The sequence below is a fragment of the Schaalia sp. lx-260 genome, from assembly GCF_021083645.1.
GTDB lineage: Bacteria > Actinomycetota > Actinomycetes > Actinomycetales > Actinomycetaceae > Pauljensenia.
Window position 1 is genome coordinate 195,844 of record NZ_JAJNRQ010000003.1, and the last position, 20,328, is coordinate 216,171.

The following is a 20,328-nucleotide window of genomic DNA, read 5'->3' on the forward strand; positions in this document are numbered from 1 at the left end:
ATGATCTGTTCTGTCGTATTGATTCCGTTCTTTACTCAGATTATTCGGGATAGTACCGGCATACAAAGAAATCCTCCGCATCAGTGACACAGAGGATTTCTTTACGTGTAGGTAATGGATTATTCCGTAGGAACAGTAATACGCCTAGGTCCTTGCTGCCATGCTTCCCATGCAGATATGAGGATGTCCTCCACGCTCTGCTGAGCTTTCCATCCAAGATCGTGAGAAATATTTTCAGCGTTACCGATGAGCTTCGGTGGATCACCTGCGCGGCGAGGCAATTCATCTACAGGAAATTCCCATCCGGAAATCCGTCGTATTCCCTCAATAATTTCTCGTACAGAGGTCCCCTCCCCTGTGCCCACATTGTAGGTGCGGTGTCCTGGTTTTCCTGATTCGAGCGCCCGCAGAGCAGCAATATGAGCATGAGCCAAATCAAGGACGTGGATGTAGTCACGGATACAGGTCCCATCTGGTGTGGGATAGTCTGTGCCGAAGATTTTCGGTGGCTCATTTTTAGCTAATCGGTCAAGAACCATAGGAACTAAGTTCAAAATTGCTGGATCTTCAAGGTCAACCCATCCTGTTCCGGCAACATTAAAGTAGCGTAAACCTATCCAGTTCAGCCCCCATGCACGTTCACAGTCAGCCATCATCCACTCACCGATAAGTTTTGTTTCCCCGTATGGATTAATGGGGTGGCATTGCTCATCCTCACTAACAACTTCAACGGGTGGCATCCCATACACGGCGGCAGAGGATGAGAAAATCATTCGGTCAACACCGGTTTCTCCCATAGCCATGAGGATATTTGCGAGGCCACCGATATTTTGCTGATAGTACCAAGCTGGTCGTTCTACTGACTCACCCACTTGTTTACGCGCTGCAAAATGGATAACAGCGGAAACATCCTCATCAACCATCAGATTTGCCAGCAGTGTCCGCGCTTTATCCGTAGCAATATCAACGGTTATCAGTTTTGCTCCACCTATGCGCTCTACGCGTCCCGTTGATAAGTTATCAACAACGACAACTTTTTCACCAGACTGCTCAAGCAGCCTTACCACATGCGCACCGATATAACCCGCGCCGCCAGTAACAAGAATACTCATATTTCCAGCCTAGCGCCCTATCCCACTCTTTGCAGATAGACACACTGAATCATATTTCTATAACACAATAATTTTCATTCGTTCAACCTGAGCGCGTACGACACATTCACATGATATATACATACTTTTTATGTCGGTACCACACTCATGAGCAGGTGGACCTATCCTCATTCACTCGGTATGTAAGCGCTTCACCTTTTGCTACAGCAACAGCACGTAATTCTCTTTGGAAAGAACGCATTCTTTCACGCAAGAAAGCTGCATTTTCGTCCTGACCGGCACCTAGGATTCGTGCTGCAAGTAGCCCAGCATTACGCGCACCAGCAATCGACACCGTAGCAACCGGTACGCCCGCAGGCATTTGCACAATTGACAGAAGGGAATCCATTCCATCGACATGAGATAAAGGAACAGGAACACCAATAACCGGTAGCTCCGTTAAAGCAGCAAGCATCCCCGGTAAATGAGCTGCTCCCCCTGCGCCAGCAATGATGACACGTAACCCACGTTCTGCAGCCATACGCCCATACGCCACCATATCCTCTGGCATACGGTGCGCAGAGAGCACACCTACTTCACATGCGATGTCGAATTCTGCGAGCGCCTCCACCGCAGCACTCATCACTGACCAATCCGAATCTGACCCCATCACAACTCCAACGACAGGTTGTGCCCCTGTTGCTTTGAGCAAAAGATCCTCAGGTAAATTCATTTTTTTCCTTTTCGTTCGCACCGATAGATTCTTCTTCATGCCACGCTGGAATAATCTCAGTCTTTCTCGGTGCCGCTGTTTGCAGCTTTGTCACTATGACCAGCTAAAGCTTCAACCGCGCGTATAGCGAGGTCACGTGCGCGGGCAGGGTCTTTATCCACCACATTTACGTGACCAAGTTTACGGCCCGGTCGCACTTCTTTCCCATAGAGATGAACACGCACAGCAGGGTCCACCGCTAAAGCTTCCGGCAGTGCGCGCGCAGGCTCAGGTAGCTCTGATCCCAGAAGATTCGCCATCACCGTCACGCAGTCAGGTCGAAGCATATCTGTGCTACCAAGTGGAAGGTCTAAAACTGCGCGAATGTGTTGTTCAAATTGGCTGGTCACAGAGCCATCAATGGTCCAGTGCCCTGAATTATGCGGGCGCATCGCTAATTCATTTACCAGCAATTTCATACCTTTATCTGTGGAAACAACGAAAAGTTCCACTGCAAGTACTCCGGTCACGTCAAGCGCCTCAGCGATTGTGCGTCCAATTTTTATGCCAGTTTCCATGAGATCAGCAGAAAGTCCCTGTGCAGGAGCAGTCACAATTGAGCACACCCCGTGCGCTTGTTCAGTGGTGGCCAGAGGCCATGAACGTATTTCTCCTGAGGGCCTACGTGCCAAAAGAGCCGCAGCTTCAGCGATAAAAGGAACTTTTTCTTCTGCAAGGAGCGGTTTCCCGCGCGCTAACCAGTCATCAATGTCATGGGTTGCCTTTATGAGGCGCACACCGTGACCGTCATAGCCACCTGTCGGTGTTTTGACGATCAGGGGCCAGCCTACTTTTTGCGCGAAAGATTCCAGTTCGTCAGCCGTGGTGATTTCAGCCCAGCGGGGGCATGGGATTCCCAGCTGTGTGAGTTTTTTCCTCATGGCGATTTTGTCTTGCGCATAAAGGAGCGCCGAGGCACTGGGATGGATTGGCAGGCCCTCTGGAAGATCAGTGAGGATATCTTGTCCAATATGTTCGTGTTCAAATGTTAAAGCGTCAGCGCCGTAAATGAGTGCCTCTACATCACGTATCTGTGTTGGACTACCCACGGGCGCGTCAACAACCACTTGCCCAGTGGATCCATCGGGACTTTCCACAAGGGGACGCAAGTCTATTCCTAGCGCTATAGCGCTTTCTTGCATCATGCGGGCAAGCTGGCCTCCACCAATAACAGCGAGGACAGGACGTGTGCAAAGATGTTGATCCACTCTCCCACTTTATCGCGCTTGTCATGTAACGGTAAGTAAAGCTCATTGTGAGACACAGATAAGCCAGTGGCTCATGAGCATAATCATTGAGTCTGTAGGCTTTTGCAGGTGTCACTGAGCGCACAGTGAAAATGCTCTTTTTAGAATCGTCGTGACCGTCGCCCCATAGAAACAAGAGGACCCACTGGCATCACACGGTTAGGATCAAGCGAGGCCGGAACTGCGGCAAGTGAAAGACGGAAAATCGGTGGCTGAGCCTGAGCGAGTTCTAAACGCCCTCCCATAGCATTTGTGAGGTCTTTCGCCAGTGCTAAACCAATTCCTGTTGAACCGTGTCCAGATATTCCATATTCAAAGATTTCCGCAGAAAAATCAGGATCAATTCCTTGTCCCTCATCGGATACATCAATAACCACACCACGCTTATTTGAGGAACGTCGAGCAATAACGCGAGTTATCCCCTCACCGTAGTTCAACGAGTTTTCAATGAGGGTAGCAAGCACTTGACCAAGTTTGGCGTTATCTGCCAAAAGAGGACATTCAGCCTCATCAGTAAATACGAGGGAGCGACCAGCATTTTCAAATGTGTTTTCCCATTCTTCGCGCTGCGTATTAAATACTTCGAGGATATGAATAGCCTCTGTACGACCTCCTCCGCGGGCATTTGCGTCAAGTAAATCCGTGAGAACACCTGTGAGACGTTCAACTTGTTCAAGGCATGAATGTACTTCTTCACGTACTTCATCCTGCGTAGTAATCAGTTCGATTTCTTCTAGGCGCATCGATAAAGCTGTCAATGGAGTACGCAACTGATGTGAGGCATCGGCGGCAAATTGTCGTTCAGCAGCCAGACGTCCTGCCATACGTTCACCGGTACGAACGAGTTCTTCTTGGACGAGGTCAATTTCTTCTATGCCAGAGGGTTTGACTCGTGCCCGCACATGCCCTGACCCAATTTGCTCAGCTTGGGCGGATAGGTAAATGAGAGGGGCAGAGAGCTTACGTGAGAAACGATTAGCCATAATCCAGCCGACGATGAGGGAAAAAACTACTCCGCCCAAGAAAAGCAGGCACACATAAAAAATTTTTTCAATCGCAGGATAGGCTGATACATCCATACGCACACGAATATGAGTGGAAGATACTGTGGAGGAGGTTAGTCGTAGTCCTGTGTGCGGCGTGCCTGCTGTAATTACTTGCCCTTTGGGTAGGACCACACGGGTCCACGCACTCATCGGATCTTCCTTTGAGGGAAGTGTCCACGCTTCAATTGTTGTTTCGGTGATCTCGTGTCCCAGTTGGATACGACGTTCCAGCGCACGCACCAGTGAGGTGACCCGCGTATCCAATGCGCGTTGTTCAGAATGCCATTGAAAAACAGAGGCCGCGAAAGCGCCGGGAATCCCTAAAAGTAGTGCTACTACTGTGACGGCCGTCAGAATCATACGAACGGTTCTTTTGCGCATTCTTTCCTCCTGCTGGGGTGCGCCACACTATAGCTATGCGGGTACCGGTAATACACGAAAGCTCGGCTTTTGAGCCGAGCTTACGCATTAAAAGTATGTTATCGACTGGCTTTCTCGAAACGGAAACCCATTCCTCGTACAGTGGCAATGTAGCGAGGATCAGCAGCATCGTCACCGAGTTTGCGTCGTAACCATGACACGTGCATATCAAGAGTCTTGGTTGAGCCTGCTGGATCAGAACCCCAGACTTCGCGCATCAAAATATCGCGTTCAACAACGTTGCCGGCTTCACGGACAAGGACACGAAGTAAATCAAATTCTTTAGCGGTGAGTTGAAGTTCCTGATCGGCTATAAAAGCTCGATGAGCATGGACATCTACCCGCACGTCTTGCGCGCATAGGTCCGTTTCTGGTGTCTCACCCACTGTGCGACGCAGTAAAGCACGTACACGTGCCAACAATTCAGCAAGCCTAAATGGTTTAGTCACATAGTCATCTGCACCCGCATCAAGGCCAACAACCATATCAACTTCATCTGTTCGGGCTGTCAAAATAAGAATAGGAGTTGCCCGACCGGCCGCACGGATCTCACGCGCAACTTCAAGACCGTCCATATCAGGCAGGCCTAGGTCAAGAACTACAAGATCAGCACCGTCAACTTCATTTAGGGCACCTCGACCCGTGCCATGCGCACGCACGTCGTAACCTTCTCGTCCGAGCGCACGAGCAAGTGGTTCGGCGATTGCTGGATCATCCTCAACAAGAAGCACTATAGTCACGTAGCTATCCTATACTATTACCTGATAAAACTTTCATATTTTTTGACCTTTTCACTCCCTTTTGCTCACATAGTAAAATTGTGAAACAGAGGGAAAATGCCATAAAAATTCAGATCATTGTGTCCGATGTTCAGAAACCACATAGGGCGCGATCGTTCCAAAGCCTCGCAATTGAGCGCTGGGAAATTCTTCCAAGTGGTACCCATCCCCACCTTGCCCTGCAGCAATTGCCGCGGCAGTTGTCGGGTCGGTCAAAATTTTTCCCACGGGCGCGATATCCACTAAACGTGATGCCAAATTCACCGTTGGCCCAAAAACATCACCTGAACGCGAAAAGACATCGCCTCGAACAAAAGAGGCACGCACAGGCAAAATCTCATCATCTGCACTCAAACGTTCAACCAGATCCATTGCCACTTTCAGACCCGTAGGTAAATCATCAGCGATGTATAAAACAGCATCACCAATCATTTTGACAACCCTACCGCCGGCCTCAGTTACAGCCGTTCGACATGCGTCCTCAAAATGTCCAATGAGATCAACAAGCGCTCCACCTAAAATCGTTGACGAGGAAGTGTAGGAGACCATATCAACAAAACCTAAAGAACGATTCAGCGGGAATCGGGCGCGCATATCATCACCGCTACGCTTGGATATTTCTTTTTCAGTACGAGTAAGTAGTGCCTCTAATTGCCGTTGCCACGAGTGCGTAAACATTTTTTCAAAGACGGCGACTTTTTCCTGCATTGTTCGCAAAACAACTTCACGTGCCTGCGTATCATTCACACTCATCCGTCGCACAACATCATCAACCAAGGCTTCCACTTGCCATAGGCCTAATCGATCGGCAAGATGCGCATTTGCACGCAGAAGCGACCTGCTTGTTGACCTATCAATAGCACCTGATTGCAAAAGATCAGCCCACAATGCGTAGACCGTTAAATCTCGCTGAGTAAAAGCAACCGCACATTCATCACGCACAGGAAAACCCATATGCGCCCAATAATCACATACAGCTTCGATGCTACTACCCGTACATGACGCTAGATCTTGGGCACTATATACCGGTGTACCGCCACGCAACCATTGAGATATTTCTGAAGTCAGTGACTCCTGCTCACAGTTTTTATTGTGAGTATTTTCGGGCACTTCCACATCATGCAGATAGGAGGATTTCATATGGGTCTGGAGGGTTTCAGAGGCTGATGTATCCATAGGCACTGGGGCAGAGACAGCAGTCGCGTGCGCACTTTCAGCGGGTGCAACGAAAGAACTCATGTCCTCACGCTGTTTTTCATACACAGCAGTGCCAGAGGGCAAAAGTTCTCTAAAATGGTCACACCGTTGGGTGTTCACAGGTACCCACACCTCCAAAGTGTGTCAGCTATCACTCTCCAGTGTAATGCAACTCACGCATATTATCATCTTGGTGATCCAGTTCGTCATATTTCATGCCACCTCATCACACTTTTTTACATAATCAGAGACAATACTTCTATGCGCCTTGTACTTGCCTCACGCTCACCTGCACGTCGTAGCACTTTGATACATGCAGGTATTACTCCCATTGTCCGAATATCTGACATCGACGAAGATGCTGTTCTTCGCCAGCTTCCAGGCGGTCGGGCTTTTAGCGGCGGGAACACGACCCCAGCAGATGAAGTAAGCATACTCGCACAAGAAAAATGCATGGCGGTTGTTTCTATACTCTGCCACCCACAAACAGATCATGCGCCAGAAAATCCAGAGGATCTGAACGATATACCTGCACATGAGAAATTACTGGTTGTTGGCTGCGACTCCATGCTTGAAATAGATGGGAAAATGGCAGGTAAGCCACATGCCCCCGATATTGCTCGGGAACGTATCCGTCATATGCGCCGCACGCAAGCCACACTGTGGACCGGACATCACCTAGCATTACTTAGCGAAACTCGAACGAATGGTCACCGTGACCTCATCGGTTATAAGACCGCAAGTGCTTCCACCTTGGTTCATTTTGGCGATATAAGTGATGCAGAGATCGACGCCTATGTTGATTCAGGCGAACCATTACATGTTGCCGGTTCTTTCACAATCGATGGACTTGGAGGGCCTTTCATCACAGGCGTGGAAGGTGACCATCACAGCGTCGTTGGCATTTCTTTACCTCTGCTGCGTTCTCTTGCCAACGAACTCGGTGTTTTCTGGCCCGATTTGTGGGATCACCGTCGCCAATAGGCAATGGCATATCTCCACGATATTCTGTTCGAAAGGCGGCCTGCTCAATACCTCCACATGCAGAGTCCACCCCTCTTTGCTCTTGCGCGTACACGAAAGATGGCCACGGTATGGAATAAACAGGCCTATCCTGAGCCTCTCTCATAAAGTGAGGGGATGGATACAACGAAAGCATGGGGTATTGGCCTGGCAACAGTCACACTCAGTGGATGTACTTTAGATGTCTGGTTTCCTGACCCGCACCTTGGTGAACGTCCAGAAAATGGGGACGCACAGCTTCTTGACACGCTCAGCACACTGCAAAAAACAGATGATGCTCGACGTGTGCGTACCACGGTAGTTGTGTGCAGCACTGATTTAGAAGATCAACCCCAATCCACCGCAGATGCTTACCTGCGACTACATTTGCTGTCCCATCGGCTTGTTCAACCCAACACAATTAATCTTGATGGCATTTTTTCACGCCTACCCAACGTTGTCTGGACTTCTGTTGGCCCCTGCCCAGTAGAAGATTTCGAAGAAACACGTTTACGTCTGCGCGCACATTTAGGTCACCCTGTCACCGTCATGGGTGTGGATAAATTCCCACCAATGGTCAACTATGTCCTTCCTTCCGGTGTACGTATTGCCGATGGAGCTAAAGTCCGTTTAGGCGCACATTTAGCCGAAGGCACAACAGTGATGCACGCAGGATTCGTCAATTTCAATGCAGGAACTCTTGGACGTTCCATGGTGGAAGGCCGTATTTCACAAGGCGTTGTCATTGATGATGGATCTGATGTTGGTGGCGGGGCATCCACAATGGGCACGTTATCCGGTGGAGGTAAAGAACGGGTGCGTTTAGGTAAGCGTTGCCTTTTGGGAGCAAATTCTGGTCTAGGTATTCCACTAGGGGATGATTGTGTTGTTGAAGCTGGCCTATATTTGACGGCAGGAACAAAAGTCACTCTTATGCCTTCAGGTGGAGTTATCCCTAATGCGCATGGTCTTTTCGCTGAGCCACGCACCGTGTCGGCGCGTGAATTAGCTGGCGCTTCCAATGTTTTGTTCCGCCGTAATTCACTCTCTGGTCGCGTCGAGGCTCTGGCGCGTGGTGGTCATGGCATCGTTTTGAATGATGAGTTGCATTCGACAAACTGACTTATTCCTCTCTCATACGATATGAATAAGTCATCGGGGGCTGCTGGAATATTTTCCAGCAGCCCCCGCTCGCTTTTCCGACTCAGAGCACTCGACGCGACGAACGCTGACGTAAAGGTATGTAGTCACGATAGGTTTCGCCTACATATACCTGTCGCGGACGACCAATCTTATTTTCTGGGTCACGTGTCATTTCAACGTATTGCGCAATCCAGCCCGGTAAACGCCCTAAAGCAAAAAGCGGTGTGAACATCTTGGTGGGGAAACCCATTGCTGAGTAAATAAGACCCGTATAGAAATCAACATTCGGATACAGTTTACGTTCCTTGAAGTAGTCATCGCTGAGGGCGATGTCTTCAAGTTCCATTGCGATATCTAAAAGTTCATCACGCTTACCTAGACGCGAAAGGACATCATGAGCTGTTTCTTTCACTAAGGCAGCACGTGGGTCGTAGTTTTTGTACACGCGGTGCCCAAAGCCCATGAGACGCACATGTTCATCTTTATTTTTCACTCGTTCAACAAATGTGCGTACGCTTTCTCCCGTATCGCGAATACTGTGGAGCATGCGTAACACAGCTTCATTTGCCCCACCGTGGAGCGGTCCGGCGAGCGCACCTACACCAGCAGCAACCGAGGCATACAGGTTCGCTTGGGAGGAACCCACAAGTCGGACTGTCGAGGTTGAGCAGTTTTGTTCATGATCGGCATGCAGGATAAGGAGCATATCGAGCGCACGTACTAAAGCAGGGTCGATATCGTAGGCTTGGAAGGGCATGCCGAAAGTAAGACGAATGAAATCTTCAATATAGCTGCGTTGTGCATCGGGGTATAGTAGCGGTAATCCGGCGGCCCGTTTTGCAATATACGAAATCATTGTCGGCACTTTTGCGATCAATAAAACAAGAGCATCTTGCAGTTGTTTTTCATCACGCGGGTTCAAGGTGTCCTCGTAGTATGTTGCCAAGCCAGCAATACCTGCCTGCAAAATTGCCATCGGATGACCTTTATGCGGGAAAGCTGTAAAGAAGGCTTTGAAATCTTCATGTAGAAGCCTGTGTCTTTGGACGCGACGAATGAATGCTTCCAAAGTAGAAGCATCCGGTAAATCTCCGTGAATCAGCAGGTAGGCAACTTCAAGGAATGATGAATGTTTCGCAAGTTGTTCAATGGGATAACCGCGGTATCGCAAGATACCAGCTTCCCCGTCGATATACGTAATAGCTGATTGGCATGAGGCCGTATTTGTAAAACCTGTGTCCAGTGTGACCACATTGGCATCTGACATGAGACGACCAATACGAATACCATCTGTACCTGCCGTGGCTTGTTGGCGTGGTAATTCCAGACTATTTTCACCGATGGTCAGGTATGCGGGAACGTGTGTGCGCAGATTTGAATCTAGGTCACCTTCATCGTGGTGTGGTGTATTTTCTTGGGACATCGTATCCTCCTGTCGGCGCGACGAGCATCGTCTTTGTTGTCTCGACCTTGGCATCTCATTCAAAATGGGACCCTAGTCCTAAACTTTACTACTTCTTGCTCTATATTGCAGGAGTTTTACTTTTAACCCTTACTCCTTTTACTGTTTTACCGTGTCATAGCCGAAATACGCAAAGCCGCCGCGCGAATACGATCATCACTAGCCGTCAAAGCCACACGCACCGCACCACGGGCCGCCTCACCATAAAAATCACCCGGAGCAACCACAATCCCCGCACGAGCAAAACGATCCACCAAAGCCCACGAATCACCTCCGCCTCGGGAAAAAACAGTCGCAGCATCCTCACCTTGCTGTGCTTGACGCACCCACAAATACAAGCCCGCAACCGAAAGCGGATCACACACCAAATCTGTTCCCTGCAAAGCCGCTAACAAACACTCACGGCGCACACGATAACGTTCACGCTGCTCATCCACATGTTGCACATCATCTAAAGCAACGGCCATCGCATGTTGTACAGGAGTTGGCACCATCATTCCTGAATGTTTACGCAACTGAACGACCAGAGAAACCAAAGCCGGATCTCCCACCAACAGACCAGCGCGGTAACCTGCAAGATTCGACTGTTTTGACAGTGAATACACAACCAACAGACCCGTCGGGTCCCCCTCGCATACACGCTCATCTAAAAGAGAGGGAACCCCTTGTGAAGCATAAGGTTCTTCCCAGGGTAAAGAGGCATAACACTCATCAGAAATAACAATCGCTCCACGACGGGCAGCCCATTCACGTACCGCACGCAACTGTTGCACAGATAAAACATGCCCATCGGGATTCCCAGGTGAATTCAACCATACGAGCTGAGCATCAGGCCAGGTATCTATAGCGTACGGATCTACAGGAATCGCAACCGCACCCGCTAAACGCGCCCCCACATCATAGGTAGGGTACGCACATTCTGGAACCAAAACGACATCCCCTGGACGCACACCCAAAATAAAAGGAAGCCACGCAACCGCTTCTTTAGAACCAATCGTAGGAATCACACCCGTATGCCCCACATCAATCATGGAGCGGCGGCGGCACCAGCGCAGAATTGCCTCGCGTACCTCATCAGTACCAATAACCGTCGGATAACCAGGCGCTTGGGAAGCCTGCGCTAAAGCCTCACGCACACACAGCGGCGTTTCATCCACAGGCGTCCCCACCGACAAGTCACATACTCCGTCAGGATGCTCAGCAGCTTTCTTGCGATAGGGGCGCAAAGAATCCCATGGAAAATCAGGTAAATTCAACGGGCGAGGCACACTCACTTGAACCATCTCTCTCAAGTCACTCGCAGCACATTACAGCGCAAGATGCGATTTTTAATCCTGGTTCTGCGGAGGTAAAGCCGCAATCATCTCATCATCAAAATCTTGCACACCAGCACGCTGAGCACCGCCAGGCGAACCTAAATCCTTAAAGAAATCAACATTTGCCCGATAGTAATCTGACCATTCTTCAGGGAGGTCATCCTCATAGAAAATTGCTTCTGTCGGGCACACAGGCTCACATGCCCCACAGTCTACGCATTCTTCAGGATGAATGTACAAAGTACGCGCACCCTCATAAATACAGTCCACCGGACACTCATCTACACATGCCCGGTCTTTCACGTCAACACAAGGCTGGGCGATGACATACGTCATGGACTCCTCCTTCTCACAGGTATTACGACTATTATCTCCCACATGTCACGTAATGCCGAGTCCATGCCCATTCCATCGTTACCGTGGATGCAATGGAAGCCTGGGACACGTGTTGTTGTCCGCTACCGTTTGGCTGATGGACTTCATGATGCGCTGGGAGAACTCCGCGAAACAGCACCAGATCATGTGATTATCTACACAAAGCGAGGATTGGTTCGCGTCGAAGCTTCCACTATGGTCACGGGAAAAACTGTACCCCCACCGCCTCAAATCCCCACCATGATGACACGTGAAGAAATAAGGCAAACATATTCCACAGACACTTTCACAGCACAGGCATCACATAATCATCGCAACGAAGATCACCGCTGAGCACGACGTTCTCGTGCAGCAATTTTGAAACGCTCTTGACTATCCAAAACTACTTTACGGATACGAACCGCTTCAGGAGTCACTTCCACACACTCATCATTTGCTGCATGTTCCAATGATTCTTCCAAAGTTAAACGGCGCGAAGGAGTCAATCCTTCATAGACATCTGCTGTAGCTGAGCGGGTATTTGTTTGCTTTTTCTCACGAGTAATATTGACATCCATATCCTCTGCGCGAGAATTTTCGCCGACAACTTGCCCCTCATACACTTCTGAACCTGCTTCAATAATAAAAGTACCGCGTTCTTGCAAGTTAATCATTGCATAAGGGGTTGCTTGACCTGCACGATCAGCAACTAAAGAACCTGTCAGACGCTGCTCAATTGGGCCTTGCCACGGAGCGTAACCTTCAGCAATCGACGAAGCAATACCTGTACCACGTGTCTCTGTTAAGAAACGTGTACGGAAACCAATGAGGCCACGTGCCGGAACTAAGAACTCCATACGCATCCAACCGGACCCATGATTTGCCATTGTTTCCATACGGCCTTTACGTTGAGCCATGAGCTGCGTCACCGCACCCATATATTCCTCAGGAATATCAATGGTCATTCGCTCCATTGGTTCTTGCGTCACACCATCAATTTCTTTAGTAACAACCTGAGGTTTACCAACAGTGAGCTCAAAACCCTCACGACGCATCTGTTCAACCAAAATAGCTAAAGCAAGTTCACCACGACCTTGAACCTCCCACGCATCTGGACGTTCTGTTGGTAAAACACGTAAGGACACATTGCCAACTAGCTCACGATCTAAACGGTCTTTTACCTGACGAGCCGTTACTTTCGCTCCTTTGACACGACCAGCCATCGGAGACGTATTAATCCCAATAGTCATAGAAATCGCAGGATCATCCACCGTAATTAATGGCAAAGGACGAGGATCATCCATATCGACTAAAGATTCACCAATAGTGATGTCATCAATACCTGCAACCGCGACAATATCACCCGGAGCAGCTGATTCAGCCGAATAGCGTTGCAAACCCTCTGTCATTAACAGCTCAGTAATACGCACAGTTTTTACTGAACCATCATGTCGAGCCAAACCTACTGTCGCGCCTTTACGCAAAGTTCCATTATGAACGCGAAGCAAAGCCAAACGCCCCAAGAAAGGAGAAGCATCCAAGTTAGTCACATGCGCTTGTAAAGGCATGTCATCCTCATACGTTGGCCCTGGAATACGAGTTAAAATCGTGCGGAACAACGGTTCTAAATCCTCAGTAGGTAACTGACCGTCACCTGGATTTGTCAACGAGGACACACCTGCTTTTGCTGAGGCGTACACAACCGGGACATCAAGCAAAGCATCGACATCTGCTTCTATGCCCTCATTCATCAGGTCCTCAGCCAAGGACAAAAGCAAATCTGTTGTCTCAGAGACAACTTCTTCGATACGTGAATCAGGGCGATCAACTTTATTGACCACAACAATGACAGGAAGCTGCGCGTGGAGGGCTTTACGCAAAACAAAACGTGTTTGCGGCAAAGGGCCTTCTGAAGCGTCAACCAGCAAAACCACACCATCGACCATCGAAAGGCCACGCTCAACTTCGCCACCAAAATCAGCGTGTCCAGGCGTGTCAATTACATTGATGATGACACCATCTACAGCCCCGATTTCATGAGCAGCCGGACCACGATAATGAACAGCCGTGTTTTTCGCGAGGATCGTAATACCTTTTTCGCGTTCAAGATCACCCGAATCCATTACACGTTCGCCGGTTTTTTCAACAGTGTCACGCTCATTGAAAGCGCCTGATTGCCACAACATCGCATCTACTAAAGTCGTTTTCCCATGATCGACATGGGCGACAATAGCAACATTGCGCAAATCTGAGCGCTGGGGCATAAGTTTCCTCCTTGGATGAGGCCTTCTAAGGCCGCGCGAATCATATTTTCGCTCGTACACAGTCACGTTCCTACCCGAAACACTTTCAGACATGAGCGCGATCCACTGACATCCAGCCTATCTGTTTCCTCACCTTTGGCCTATCTTCATCCTTGCGAACTTGGACACGCTGCCTGTGACATCTAGGCTGTATGTCGTAAAGTTTGAGATTTGCTGCCGGTGCTTCACCGCCACCTATGCATCCTCTCAAAAGACAACATCCCGAATACACGTATCCTCAACCATTTGCGAAAGGCACTCATATGCGCCTCAGGAAAGCAATCGCGCGCACGTATATGCGTTTTTCTTCATGGACTTTCGTACACGAACCACTGCCTGAACAAGCAATGGTTATTGGCGCTCCTCACACGTCTAACTGGGACGCTATTTTCATGGCAGTAGCTTTTTGGAGCATTGACCGGCCTTTTTGTTTCTTTGTGAAAGATTCTGTGGTAAAAGTTCCGTTATTTGGCTCATTTGTTAAAAAAATTGGTGGTATCGGTATTGATCGTACTCGCTCCACCGGACTGGTTGAGACCATTACACATGCAGCTCGTGAAGCAGCTAATCGCGGGGAAACTTTCACAATTGTCCTCACCCCTAAAGGAACACGCTCACCGCGTCCGTACTGGAAGTCAGGTTTTTATCGCATAGCCCGCGGCGCAAACCTCCCTGTACAGCTTGGCTTCATTGACCGGACAACTCGCACATTCGGCTGGACACATTCCATTCATTTAAGTGGCGATATGCGTAAAGACATGGATGTTATCCGCACCTTTTATTCAGATAAAGTAGGGGTCCATCCTGAAAAGGTTTCTACTCCACGCCTGCGCGGTGAAGAAAACGAATAAGTTTCATCATCACTTAAAAAGGTGCTTACCGGCCACAAGAGTAATACTTCAGGCACGGCAAATAGGTGTATGAATGATCGGGGAGCAGCTTCAGCTACTCCCCGATCATCTGTATTCATGCTTTCAATGCTTCAACACAACTGGATACGCATGTACCCTGCCGCTGCACAGCATCATAGGTAGGACGCATCCACGCATTGTTTTTCTTAAGAGCCAGACTGAGTGGCTCCTGAAGCCGCTGATTGGGCAAGGTCAGACATGTGTTGCGTATCCGATGACTGGCCAGCTTCATGAGCTGATGAGGTCACATCAAAACCGAGTTCTTGCTGCACAGACAAGGCACGTGCAATCGCTTCATCCAGTTTCTTTTGTGCAGCACCATAGGCAGCCCAATCGCCTGATACACGCGCTTCTTCTGCGGCTTTCATCGCAGCAGAAGCATCAACGATTGCTTGATGTAAGCGTTCCTGAGCGCTGCCAGATACTGTATCAGTACTGTGATGTGACATATCCTGCTGATTTGATTGCGCATCAGCTGTTTCAGCTGCGGAGTCTCCCCCAAAAGTCTGATCTAACGATTCTTGAAGCGTGGGCGCAAAACCAACTTGATCGCCAAAAGCAGTGAGCACGAAACGTAAAATTGGGTACTGTGCATTACCTGAACCTTGAATGTACACAGGCTGCACGTACAACAAGCCACCCCCGACCGGAAGTGTCAGCAAGTTACCGCGTATCACCGTGGAATCAGACAGGTTCAAAATATTGAGCTGCGACGCGATTGCGTTATTCGTATCGTACGCATTTTGAATCTGTCCTGGGCCAGGAACCGTTGTTGACGCGGGTAAAGCAATCAAACGGATTTTCCCATAGCCCTCACGAATCTTTCCTGCTTGCTTTCCTGTTTCAGAATCCACAGCAATAAAGCCCGCCATAGCTTCACGACGCGATTCACCGCCGGGAACAAAAACTGATGTCAACGAAAATTCAGCCGTGGGTTGTCCCGGCATTTGCATCGTCAAATAGTAGGGAGGCTGCACAGCAGTATTTACCTGGCTTGTTCCCGAAGCAGAAGTATCAGATGATGCTGCCGGCGTATGTGACGCTGCTGCCGTAGAAGTTTCTTGCGCTAAACGCCAACGGTCACCACCTGTGTAAAAATCTGACCCGCTGGTGACGTGATAGCTTGTGAGAAGTTCCCGCTGCACTTTGAAAAGGTCCTGCGGGTAACGCAGATGGCTCATAAGATCTGCAGAAATACTCTCCAAAGGCTGAACCGTGTCAGGATACACATTCATCCACGTGCGCAAAACAGGATCTTCTTTATCCCACTGGTACAGGCGAACTGATCCGTCATAGGCATCAACAATTGCTTTCACCGAGTTACGCATGTAATTGACGGTATTTTCTTGAATGTACTGTCCCGCTTCCGTGGAACGGGAATCAATTGTTGCTTGATCTAAAGCTCGATGCTGAGCGTAAGGGTAGTTATCTGTTGTGGTGTAGGCATCAACAACCCATACCAGCCTCTTTGGTGTCGAAGAATCATCATCCATATCAACAACCGCGGGGTACGCGCCTTGTTCTAATGTGAGGTACGGAGCAACTTTAGCGACACGAAGCATTGGGTCACGGTCGTACAGAATTTGTGATGCCTCATTTGTTTGTGAGGAGAAGAAAATATCGGTTGAACGGAATTTAATGGAATACAGTAATTTATTCCAGACATTACCGAGCGAAGGACCACCATTTCCTTGGAAAGTTGTCGAAACTTGGCCGCCGGGCGCATTATCGTCCGGATAATCAAGTTCTTGGTTAGGCGCTCCCTGCGGTGCCCCGACAATAGAGTATGTCGTCGTCGAGGGTGAGAAATACACGCGAGGTTCATATTCACCCATTTCTCCGACCGAAGGAATTGACTGCTCCCAGTAAGAGGGCAAACCACCGGCTGTCACCGTATTACCGTAAGCAGCAACCACCCCAAAACCGTGGGTGTACACGGTATGCAGATTCGCCCATGTACGTTGTTCTTCTGATAGGCCTGCAAGATTGAGTTCACGCATCGAAATCACAGTGTCACGTTTTTCACCGTTAACAGTGTAACGATCCACATTGAAACCATTACCAAAACCGTAGTACGGACGTGACTGTTGAAGTTGCTGCACGGCCTTACCAATGACAAGGGGATCAAGTAAACGAATTTGTGAGGTTGTTTCTGTATCTGCACGTAATTGACCGGATTCCACCGTTGTTTTTGCGTCATAGGTCTGGTATTCAACATTATCGAGGCCGTAGGCCTGCAAAGTTGCATCAATATTGCGTTGAATGTATTCGGATTCCAGTTGACGTTCATTCGGTACAACTCGGAACTGCTGGACAAGGCTGGGATATACCATTCCTAATACCAGAGAGGACACAATTGTAACGACCACGCCAGCAGCAGGTAAACGCCAAGTCCCACGGAAAGCCGCGACAACAAAAAGGAGCGCCACGAGTACGAAAATCACTGACAGAATCGTGTGTGTAGGCAAGGTGGCGTGAATATTCGTGTACATCGCGCCATCCCATTTTTCACCGCGCGCAAACATGATGGAATAGCGGCTCAACCAGTGGGAGGCAGCAAAACATAAAGAAACGACTGCTGCCAAGATGCCGCTCAGCAAACGCGCAGGACGCGAAGCATGGGGACGTGGGAATAAGCGAATAGTGCCGTAAAGGTAGCTAACAACTAATGCAGCAATTAGCATAGTGACGCTTATCCGTAAAAGAAGCTCCACCGCCAGCTGCAACATCGGGAGAACAAAAACAAAGAAAGAAATATCTAAACCGAATTCGGGGTCAGCTGTACCGAAAGGTGTGCGGTGAATAAATGTCAGAATGGTCTGCCATTCTGTAGCTACACGTAAACCTGTAGTTACACCAAGGAACAAGGACACGCCCCAGAAAACTAAGCCACGAACAGGCTCAAGAGCTTCACGGTATCCTCGTAAATTTGCAGATATTTGCCCTCTCGTAGCAGCTTCACGTCGCGCCCATGACCATGCGAAAACCCATCGTGTTCCAAGAGTGGTTACCAGGAAACCGATAAGGAATAGGGCAGCAATAGCGATCCAACGTGTCAGTAGGATTCGTGTAGATTCCATTTGCTGATACCACAAGATCTCTGTCCAAAAAGAGGCGGCAGCATAAACAAATAGACCAAGCAGCGCCAAAACGAGGACGACAACAATGCCTGGTTTCATTCCTTTAGAAGGGAGTGAGAATGCGCGTGGCATTTTGGGTTGGGAGTTATCAGATGACATGGGGAAGAAGCTCACTGAGCAGTCCTCTCGTATTTTTTCTTTTACTTATTTCCATCCTAATGCTCAATGAGGAAAGCTACCGCTTGTAAGTGGATGAGCGTTGAAATGCCTCATGCGATCCTTCACCAAAACTTGGTCTTTGCTGATCTTGAGCACATAAAATGCGAAAATATTCCTATGACTTCCACTGAGTTTATGCCTACACGCCAACAGATTGCTTTAGCGAATGTCGTCGTTGACATTGAAAAAACTGCTGCACGTGCTGGATGGGATCATGCACCTTCACTGTATGCGCTGGTTCCAACACAGGATTTACTTGAACGCAGTGACCTGCCTGTGGATGTGAAAAAGCAACTAAAACACGGGTGGGATGGAAGCGCGGAGCATTTGAGCGCCATCATTCAAGACGACCTTTATGAAAATGATTTAGAAGATATTCTTGGTCATTTGGCTTGGCCTGAGGAAGTTGCAGGGGCCGCAGTCAGTGTGGAACGTGTTGTTGTTCCTCCTCAAGTAGAAGAAGAAGCTCCGATGGATCCTGAACTCGCCCTCCAATTTATCCAGAATCATCCTGCACGTACAGATGTGCGTTTGGTTGCTGGAGTTTTACGTACTGGCCAATCTTGGTCAGCGGTTCGTAGTCGCTCACATGACAGTGACGATAAGGTAGGGCAAGGATCGGCTTTAGCTCCCAGCTTGACAGAGGCTTTACTGGCTTCTTTTGCTCCGCAGGAATAAGTCTGAATACACAATTTCCTTCATGCAAAGCAAAACTGAGGGACACAGCCTGTCCTCTATTGCCTTTAGGGAGCCTGACAGGTAGGTAATTGCTGTGTGCGCCCTGAAGCTATTGCTTCAACAGCAGCTTTTGCTTCACTAAGTGTTGACACTGAAAATACATGTAATCCTTCAGGTATGTGACCGATGACTTCTGAGCAGTTCATCTGCGGAGCAAGGAACCACATGGCACCATCACGTACAGCTCCCCTCATTTTTTGTTGTATTCCACCGATCGGACCTATCTGCCCGTCGTAACTCACTGTTCCTGTTCCTGCAATTTTTTGTCCACCCGTGATGTCACCGGGAGTCATGCGATCAATAATTCCCAGAGCAAACATCATTCCAGCAGAGGGACCCGTAATATTTTCCAAGTCAATGTGAATGTCAACAGGCATCATCACATCTGCTGATAAATACACACCAATTTTTGATCCTTCGCCTTCGTCAATTCCTTCAGAAGCTGTTGTCTGTACTTCCACGCTGGTTAGTACACCGCCTCGTTCCACTTCAAGTGTCACAAGTGAACCAGCAGGAACATGACGCATCAGGCGGAAAGGAACAGAAGCAGAATTTACTTCATGGCGCACGCCATCGGGAGTAATTATTGTCCGAAGAATATCCTTTTCATGGAGGACTTCCTGTGCTCCGCTTCCTTCGACAGTTCCTTCTACGGTCACTGTCGCTGGCACACTCCAGCCGAGTTCTTCTAATGCTGCCACTGATGAGGTGGATTGGGCGCTTTTCATCTGTGCTTTACCGAATTGTTCGATCTGTTCATGTGTGACCTGCGGACCATACACGTCACTGTAGCGTTGGATAGTATTTCCCCCTTCCAACCATTTCACTAGGAGCGTGAGCGCATTGACCGAATAACCCGGCCCTCCCATTTCTGACACTGTTACCAGACGAAGCTCCCCTGTTGCTTGTTCTGCTGTATGAGGGGCATCTAAGGTAAGAGGCTGATGAGTGTCGGAGTGCGTACCTGTGATGTCGATGACCGGTTTACCTGACCACATACCTACTACATCAACTGTAGGGCCTGGACTTGTAATGACATACGGAAGCGGTATTGCCACTGCAGCAATACTTAAACCGCTTACCAGCGCGAAAGTAAGCCATACGCGTAAACGTATTTCTTTTACTGACGTGTGAAGGCTTTGCCTCAGACGAAGCAGCAGCCCCGGAGCGTTATGCTGCACAGCGTGGGTTGCGTATTCAGCTTCTGTTTTTTTCTTTTCTTCAGGCACGCCTCTATTGTGACTCCTA

At 49.0% G+C, this 20,328-nt stretch carries 17 protein-coding genes; 5 read left to right on the forward strand and 12 right to left on the reverse strand.

Annotation, left to right across the window (positions count from 1 at the left end; all coding sequences use genetic code 11):
* Positions 1-119: 119 nt before the first annotated feature.
* The 6 genes from galE to LRP57_RS04905 all read right to left on the reverse strand — a co-directional run bounded on the left by galE (position 120) and on the right by LRP57_RS04905 (position 6,594).
* Complete coding sequence (gene galE / locus LRP57_RS04880) at positions 120-1,112, reverse strand: UDP-glucose 4-epimerase GalE (RefSeq protein WP_231205412.1); 993 nt, start codon at positions 1,110-1,112, stop codon at positions 120-122.
* A 145-nt stretch (positions 1,113-1,257) separates the two neighbouring features.
* Positions 1,258-1,824 carry a 5-(carboxyamino)imidazole ribonucleotide mutase gene (gene purE / locus LRP57_RS04885; RefSeq protein ID WP_231205413.1) on the reverse strand — a complete coding sequence of 189 codons (567 nt, stop codon included), beginning with the start codon at positions 1,822-1,824 and terminating at the stop codon, positions 1,258-1,260.
* Positions 1,825-1,880: 56 nt separating this feature from the next.
* Positions 1,881-3,071, reverse strand: coding sequence for a 5-(carboxyamino)imidazole ribonucleotide synthase (locus tag LRP57_RS04890; protein WP_231205414.1), 1,191 nt, complete (start codon positions 3,069-3,071; stop codon positions 1,881-1,883).
* A gap of 140 nt (positions 3,072-3,211) precedes the next feature.
* Complete coding sequence (locus LRP57_RS04895) at positions 3,212-4,537, reverse strand: HAMP domain-containing sensor histidine kinase (RefSeq protein WP_231205415.1); 1,326 nt, start codon at positions 4,535-4,537, stop codon at positions 3,212-3,214.
* A gap of 98 nt (positions 4,538-4,635) precedes the next feature.
* Complete coding sequence (locus tag LRP57_RS04900; protein WP_231205416.1) at positions 4,636-5,316, reverse strand: response regulator transcription factor; 681 nt, start codon at positions 5,314-5,316, stop codon at positions 4,636-4,638.
* Between the two features lie 114 nt (positions 5,317-5,430).
* Positions 5,431-6,594, reverse strand: a complete 1,164-nt coding sequence (locus tag LRP57_RS04905) for an adenylate/guanylate cyclase domain-containing protein (RefSeq protein ID WP_231205417.1) — start codon at positions 6,592-6,594, stop codon at positions 5,431-5,433.
* 219 nt (positions 6,595-6,813) lie between these two features.
* Between LRP57_RS04905 and LRP57_RS04910 the strand changes: the two genes are divergently transcribed.
* Together LRP57_RS04910 and dapD are read left to right on the forward strand one after the other, a co-directional pair.
* Positions 6,814-7,536, forward strand: a complete 723-nt coding sequence (locus LRP57_RS04910; RefSeq protein WP_231205418.1) for a Maf family protein — start codon at positions 6,814-6,816, stop codon at positions 7,534-7,536.
* Positions 7,537-7,692: 156 nt separating this feature from the next.
* Complete coding sequence (dapD, locus tag LRP57_RS04915) at positions 7,693-8,676, forward strand: 2,3,4,5-tetrahydropyridine-2,6-dicarboxylate N-succinyltransferase (RefSeq protein WP_231205419.1); 984 nt, start codon at positions 7,693-7,695, stop codon at positions 8,674-8,676.
* Positions 8,677-8,758: 82 nt separating this feature from the next.
* Here dapD and LRP57_RS04920 read toward each other — a convergent pair whose 3' ends face one another.
* The 3 genes from LRP57_RS04920 to fdxA all read right to left on the reverse strand — a co-directional run bounded on the left by LRP57_RS04920 (position 8,759) and on the right by fdxA (position 11,811).
* The gene (locus LRP57_RS04920; protein WP_231205420.1) at positions 8,759-10,120 is read right to left on the reverse strand and encodes a citrate synthase; all 1,362 of its coding nucleotides are present in this window, start codon (positions 10,118-10,120) and stop codon (positions 8,759-8,761) included.
* 146 nt (positions 10,121-10,266) lie between these two features.
* On the reverse strand, positions 10,267-11,433 hold the full coding sequence (gene dapC / locus LRP57_RS04925) for a succinyldiaminopimelate transaminase (RefSeq protein WP_442984708.1): 1,167 nt from the start codon (positions 11,431-11,433) through the stop codon (positions 10,267-10,269).
* 54 nt (positions 11,434-11,487) lie between these two features.
* Positions 11,488-11,811: a ferredoxin gene (fdxA, locus tag LRP57_RS04930; protein ID WP_231205422.1), complete on the reverse strand. Its 324-nt coding sequence runs from the start codon at positions 11,809-11,811 to the stop codon at positions 11,488-11,490.
* Positions 11,812-11,853: 42 nt separating this feature from the next.
* Between fdxA and LRP57_RS04935 the strand changes: the two genes are divergently transcribed.
* On the forward strand, positions 11,854-12,183 hold the full coding sequence (locus LRP57_RS04935; RefSeq protein ID WP_231205423.1) for a putative acetyltransferase: 330 nt from the start codon (positions 11,854-11,856) through the stop codon (positions 12,181-12,183).
* Here the strand turns inward: LRP57_RS04935 and typA are convergent.
* The gene (gene typA, locus LRP57_RS04940) at positions 12,174-14,093 is read right to left on the reverse strand and encodes a translational GTPase TypA (protein ID WP_231205424.1); all 1,920 of its coding nucleotides are present in this window, start codon (positions 14,091-14,093) and stop codon (positions 12,174-12,176) included. The two genes, LRP57_RS04935 and typA, sit on opposite strands and share 10 nt — an antisense overlap.
* Before the next feature lie 302 nt (positions 14,094-14,395).
* On the opposite strand from typA, the gene LRP57_RS04945 reads away from it, so the two are divergent.
* The gene (locus LRP57_RS04945) at positions 14,396-14,983 is read left to right on the forward strand and encodes a 1-acyl-sn-glycerol-3-phosphate acyltransferase (protein ID WP_231205425.1); all 588 of its coding nucleotides are present in this window, start codon (positions 14,396-14,398) and stop codon (positions 14,981-14,983) included.
* Between the two features lie 206 nt (positions 14,984-15,189).
* Here LRP57_RS04945 and LRP57_RS04950 read toward each other — a convergent pair whose 3' ends face one another.
* Positions 15,190-18,297, reverse strand: coding sequence for a UPF0182 family membrane protein (locus LRP57_RS04950; protein WP_442984709.1), 3,108 nt, complete (start codon positions 18,295-18,297; stop codon positions 15,190-15,192).
* Positions 18,298-18,459: 162 nt separating this feature from the next.
* Between LRP57_RS04950 and LRP57_RS04955 the strand changes: the two genes are divergently transcribed.
* Positions 18,460-19,020 carry a PPA1309 family protein gene (locus LRP57_RS04955; RefSeq protein WP_231205426.1) on the forward strand — a complete coding sequence of 187 codons (561 nt, stop codon included), beginning with the start codon at positions 18,460-18,462 and terminating at the stop codon, positions 19,018-19,020.
* A gap of 65 nt (positions 19,021-19,085) precedes the next feature.
* Here LRP57_RS04955 and LRP57_RS08330 read toward each other — a convergent pair whose 3' ends face one another.
* Positions 19,086-20,309, reverse strand: coding sequence for a YlbL family protein (locus LRP57_RS08330; protein WP_231205427.1), 1,224 nt, complete (start codon positions 20,307-20,309; stop codon positions 19,086-19,088).
* Positions 20,310-20,328: the final 19 nt, after the last annotated feature.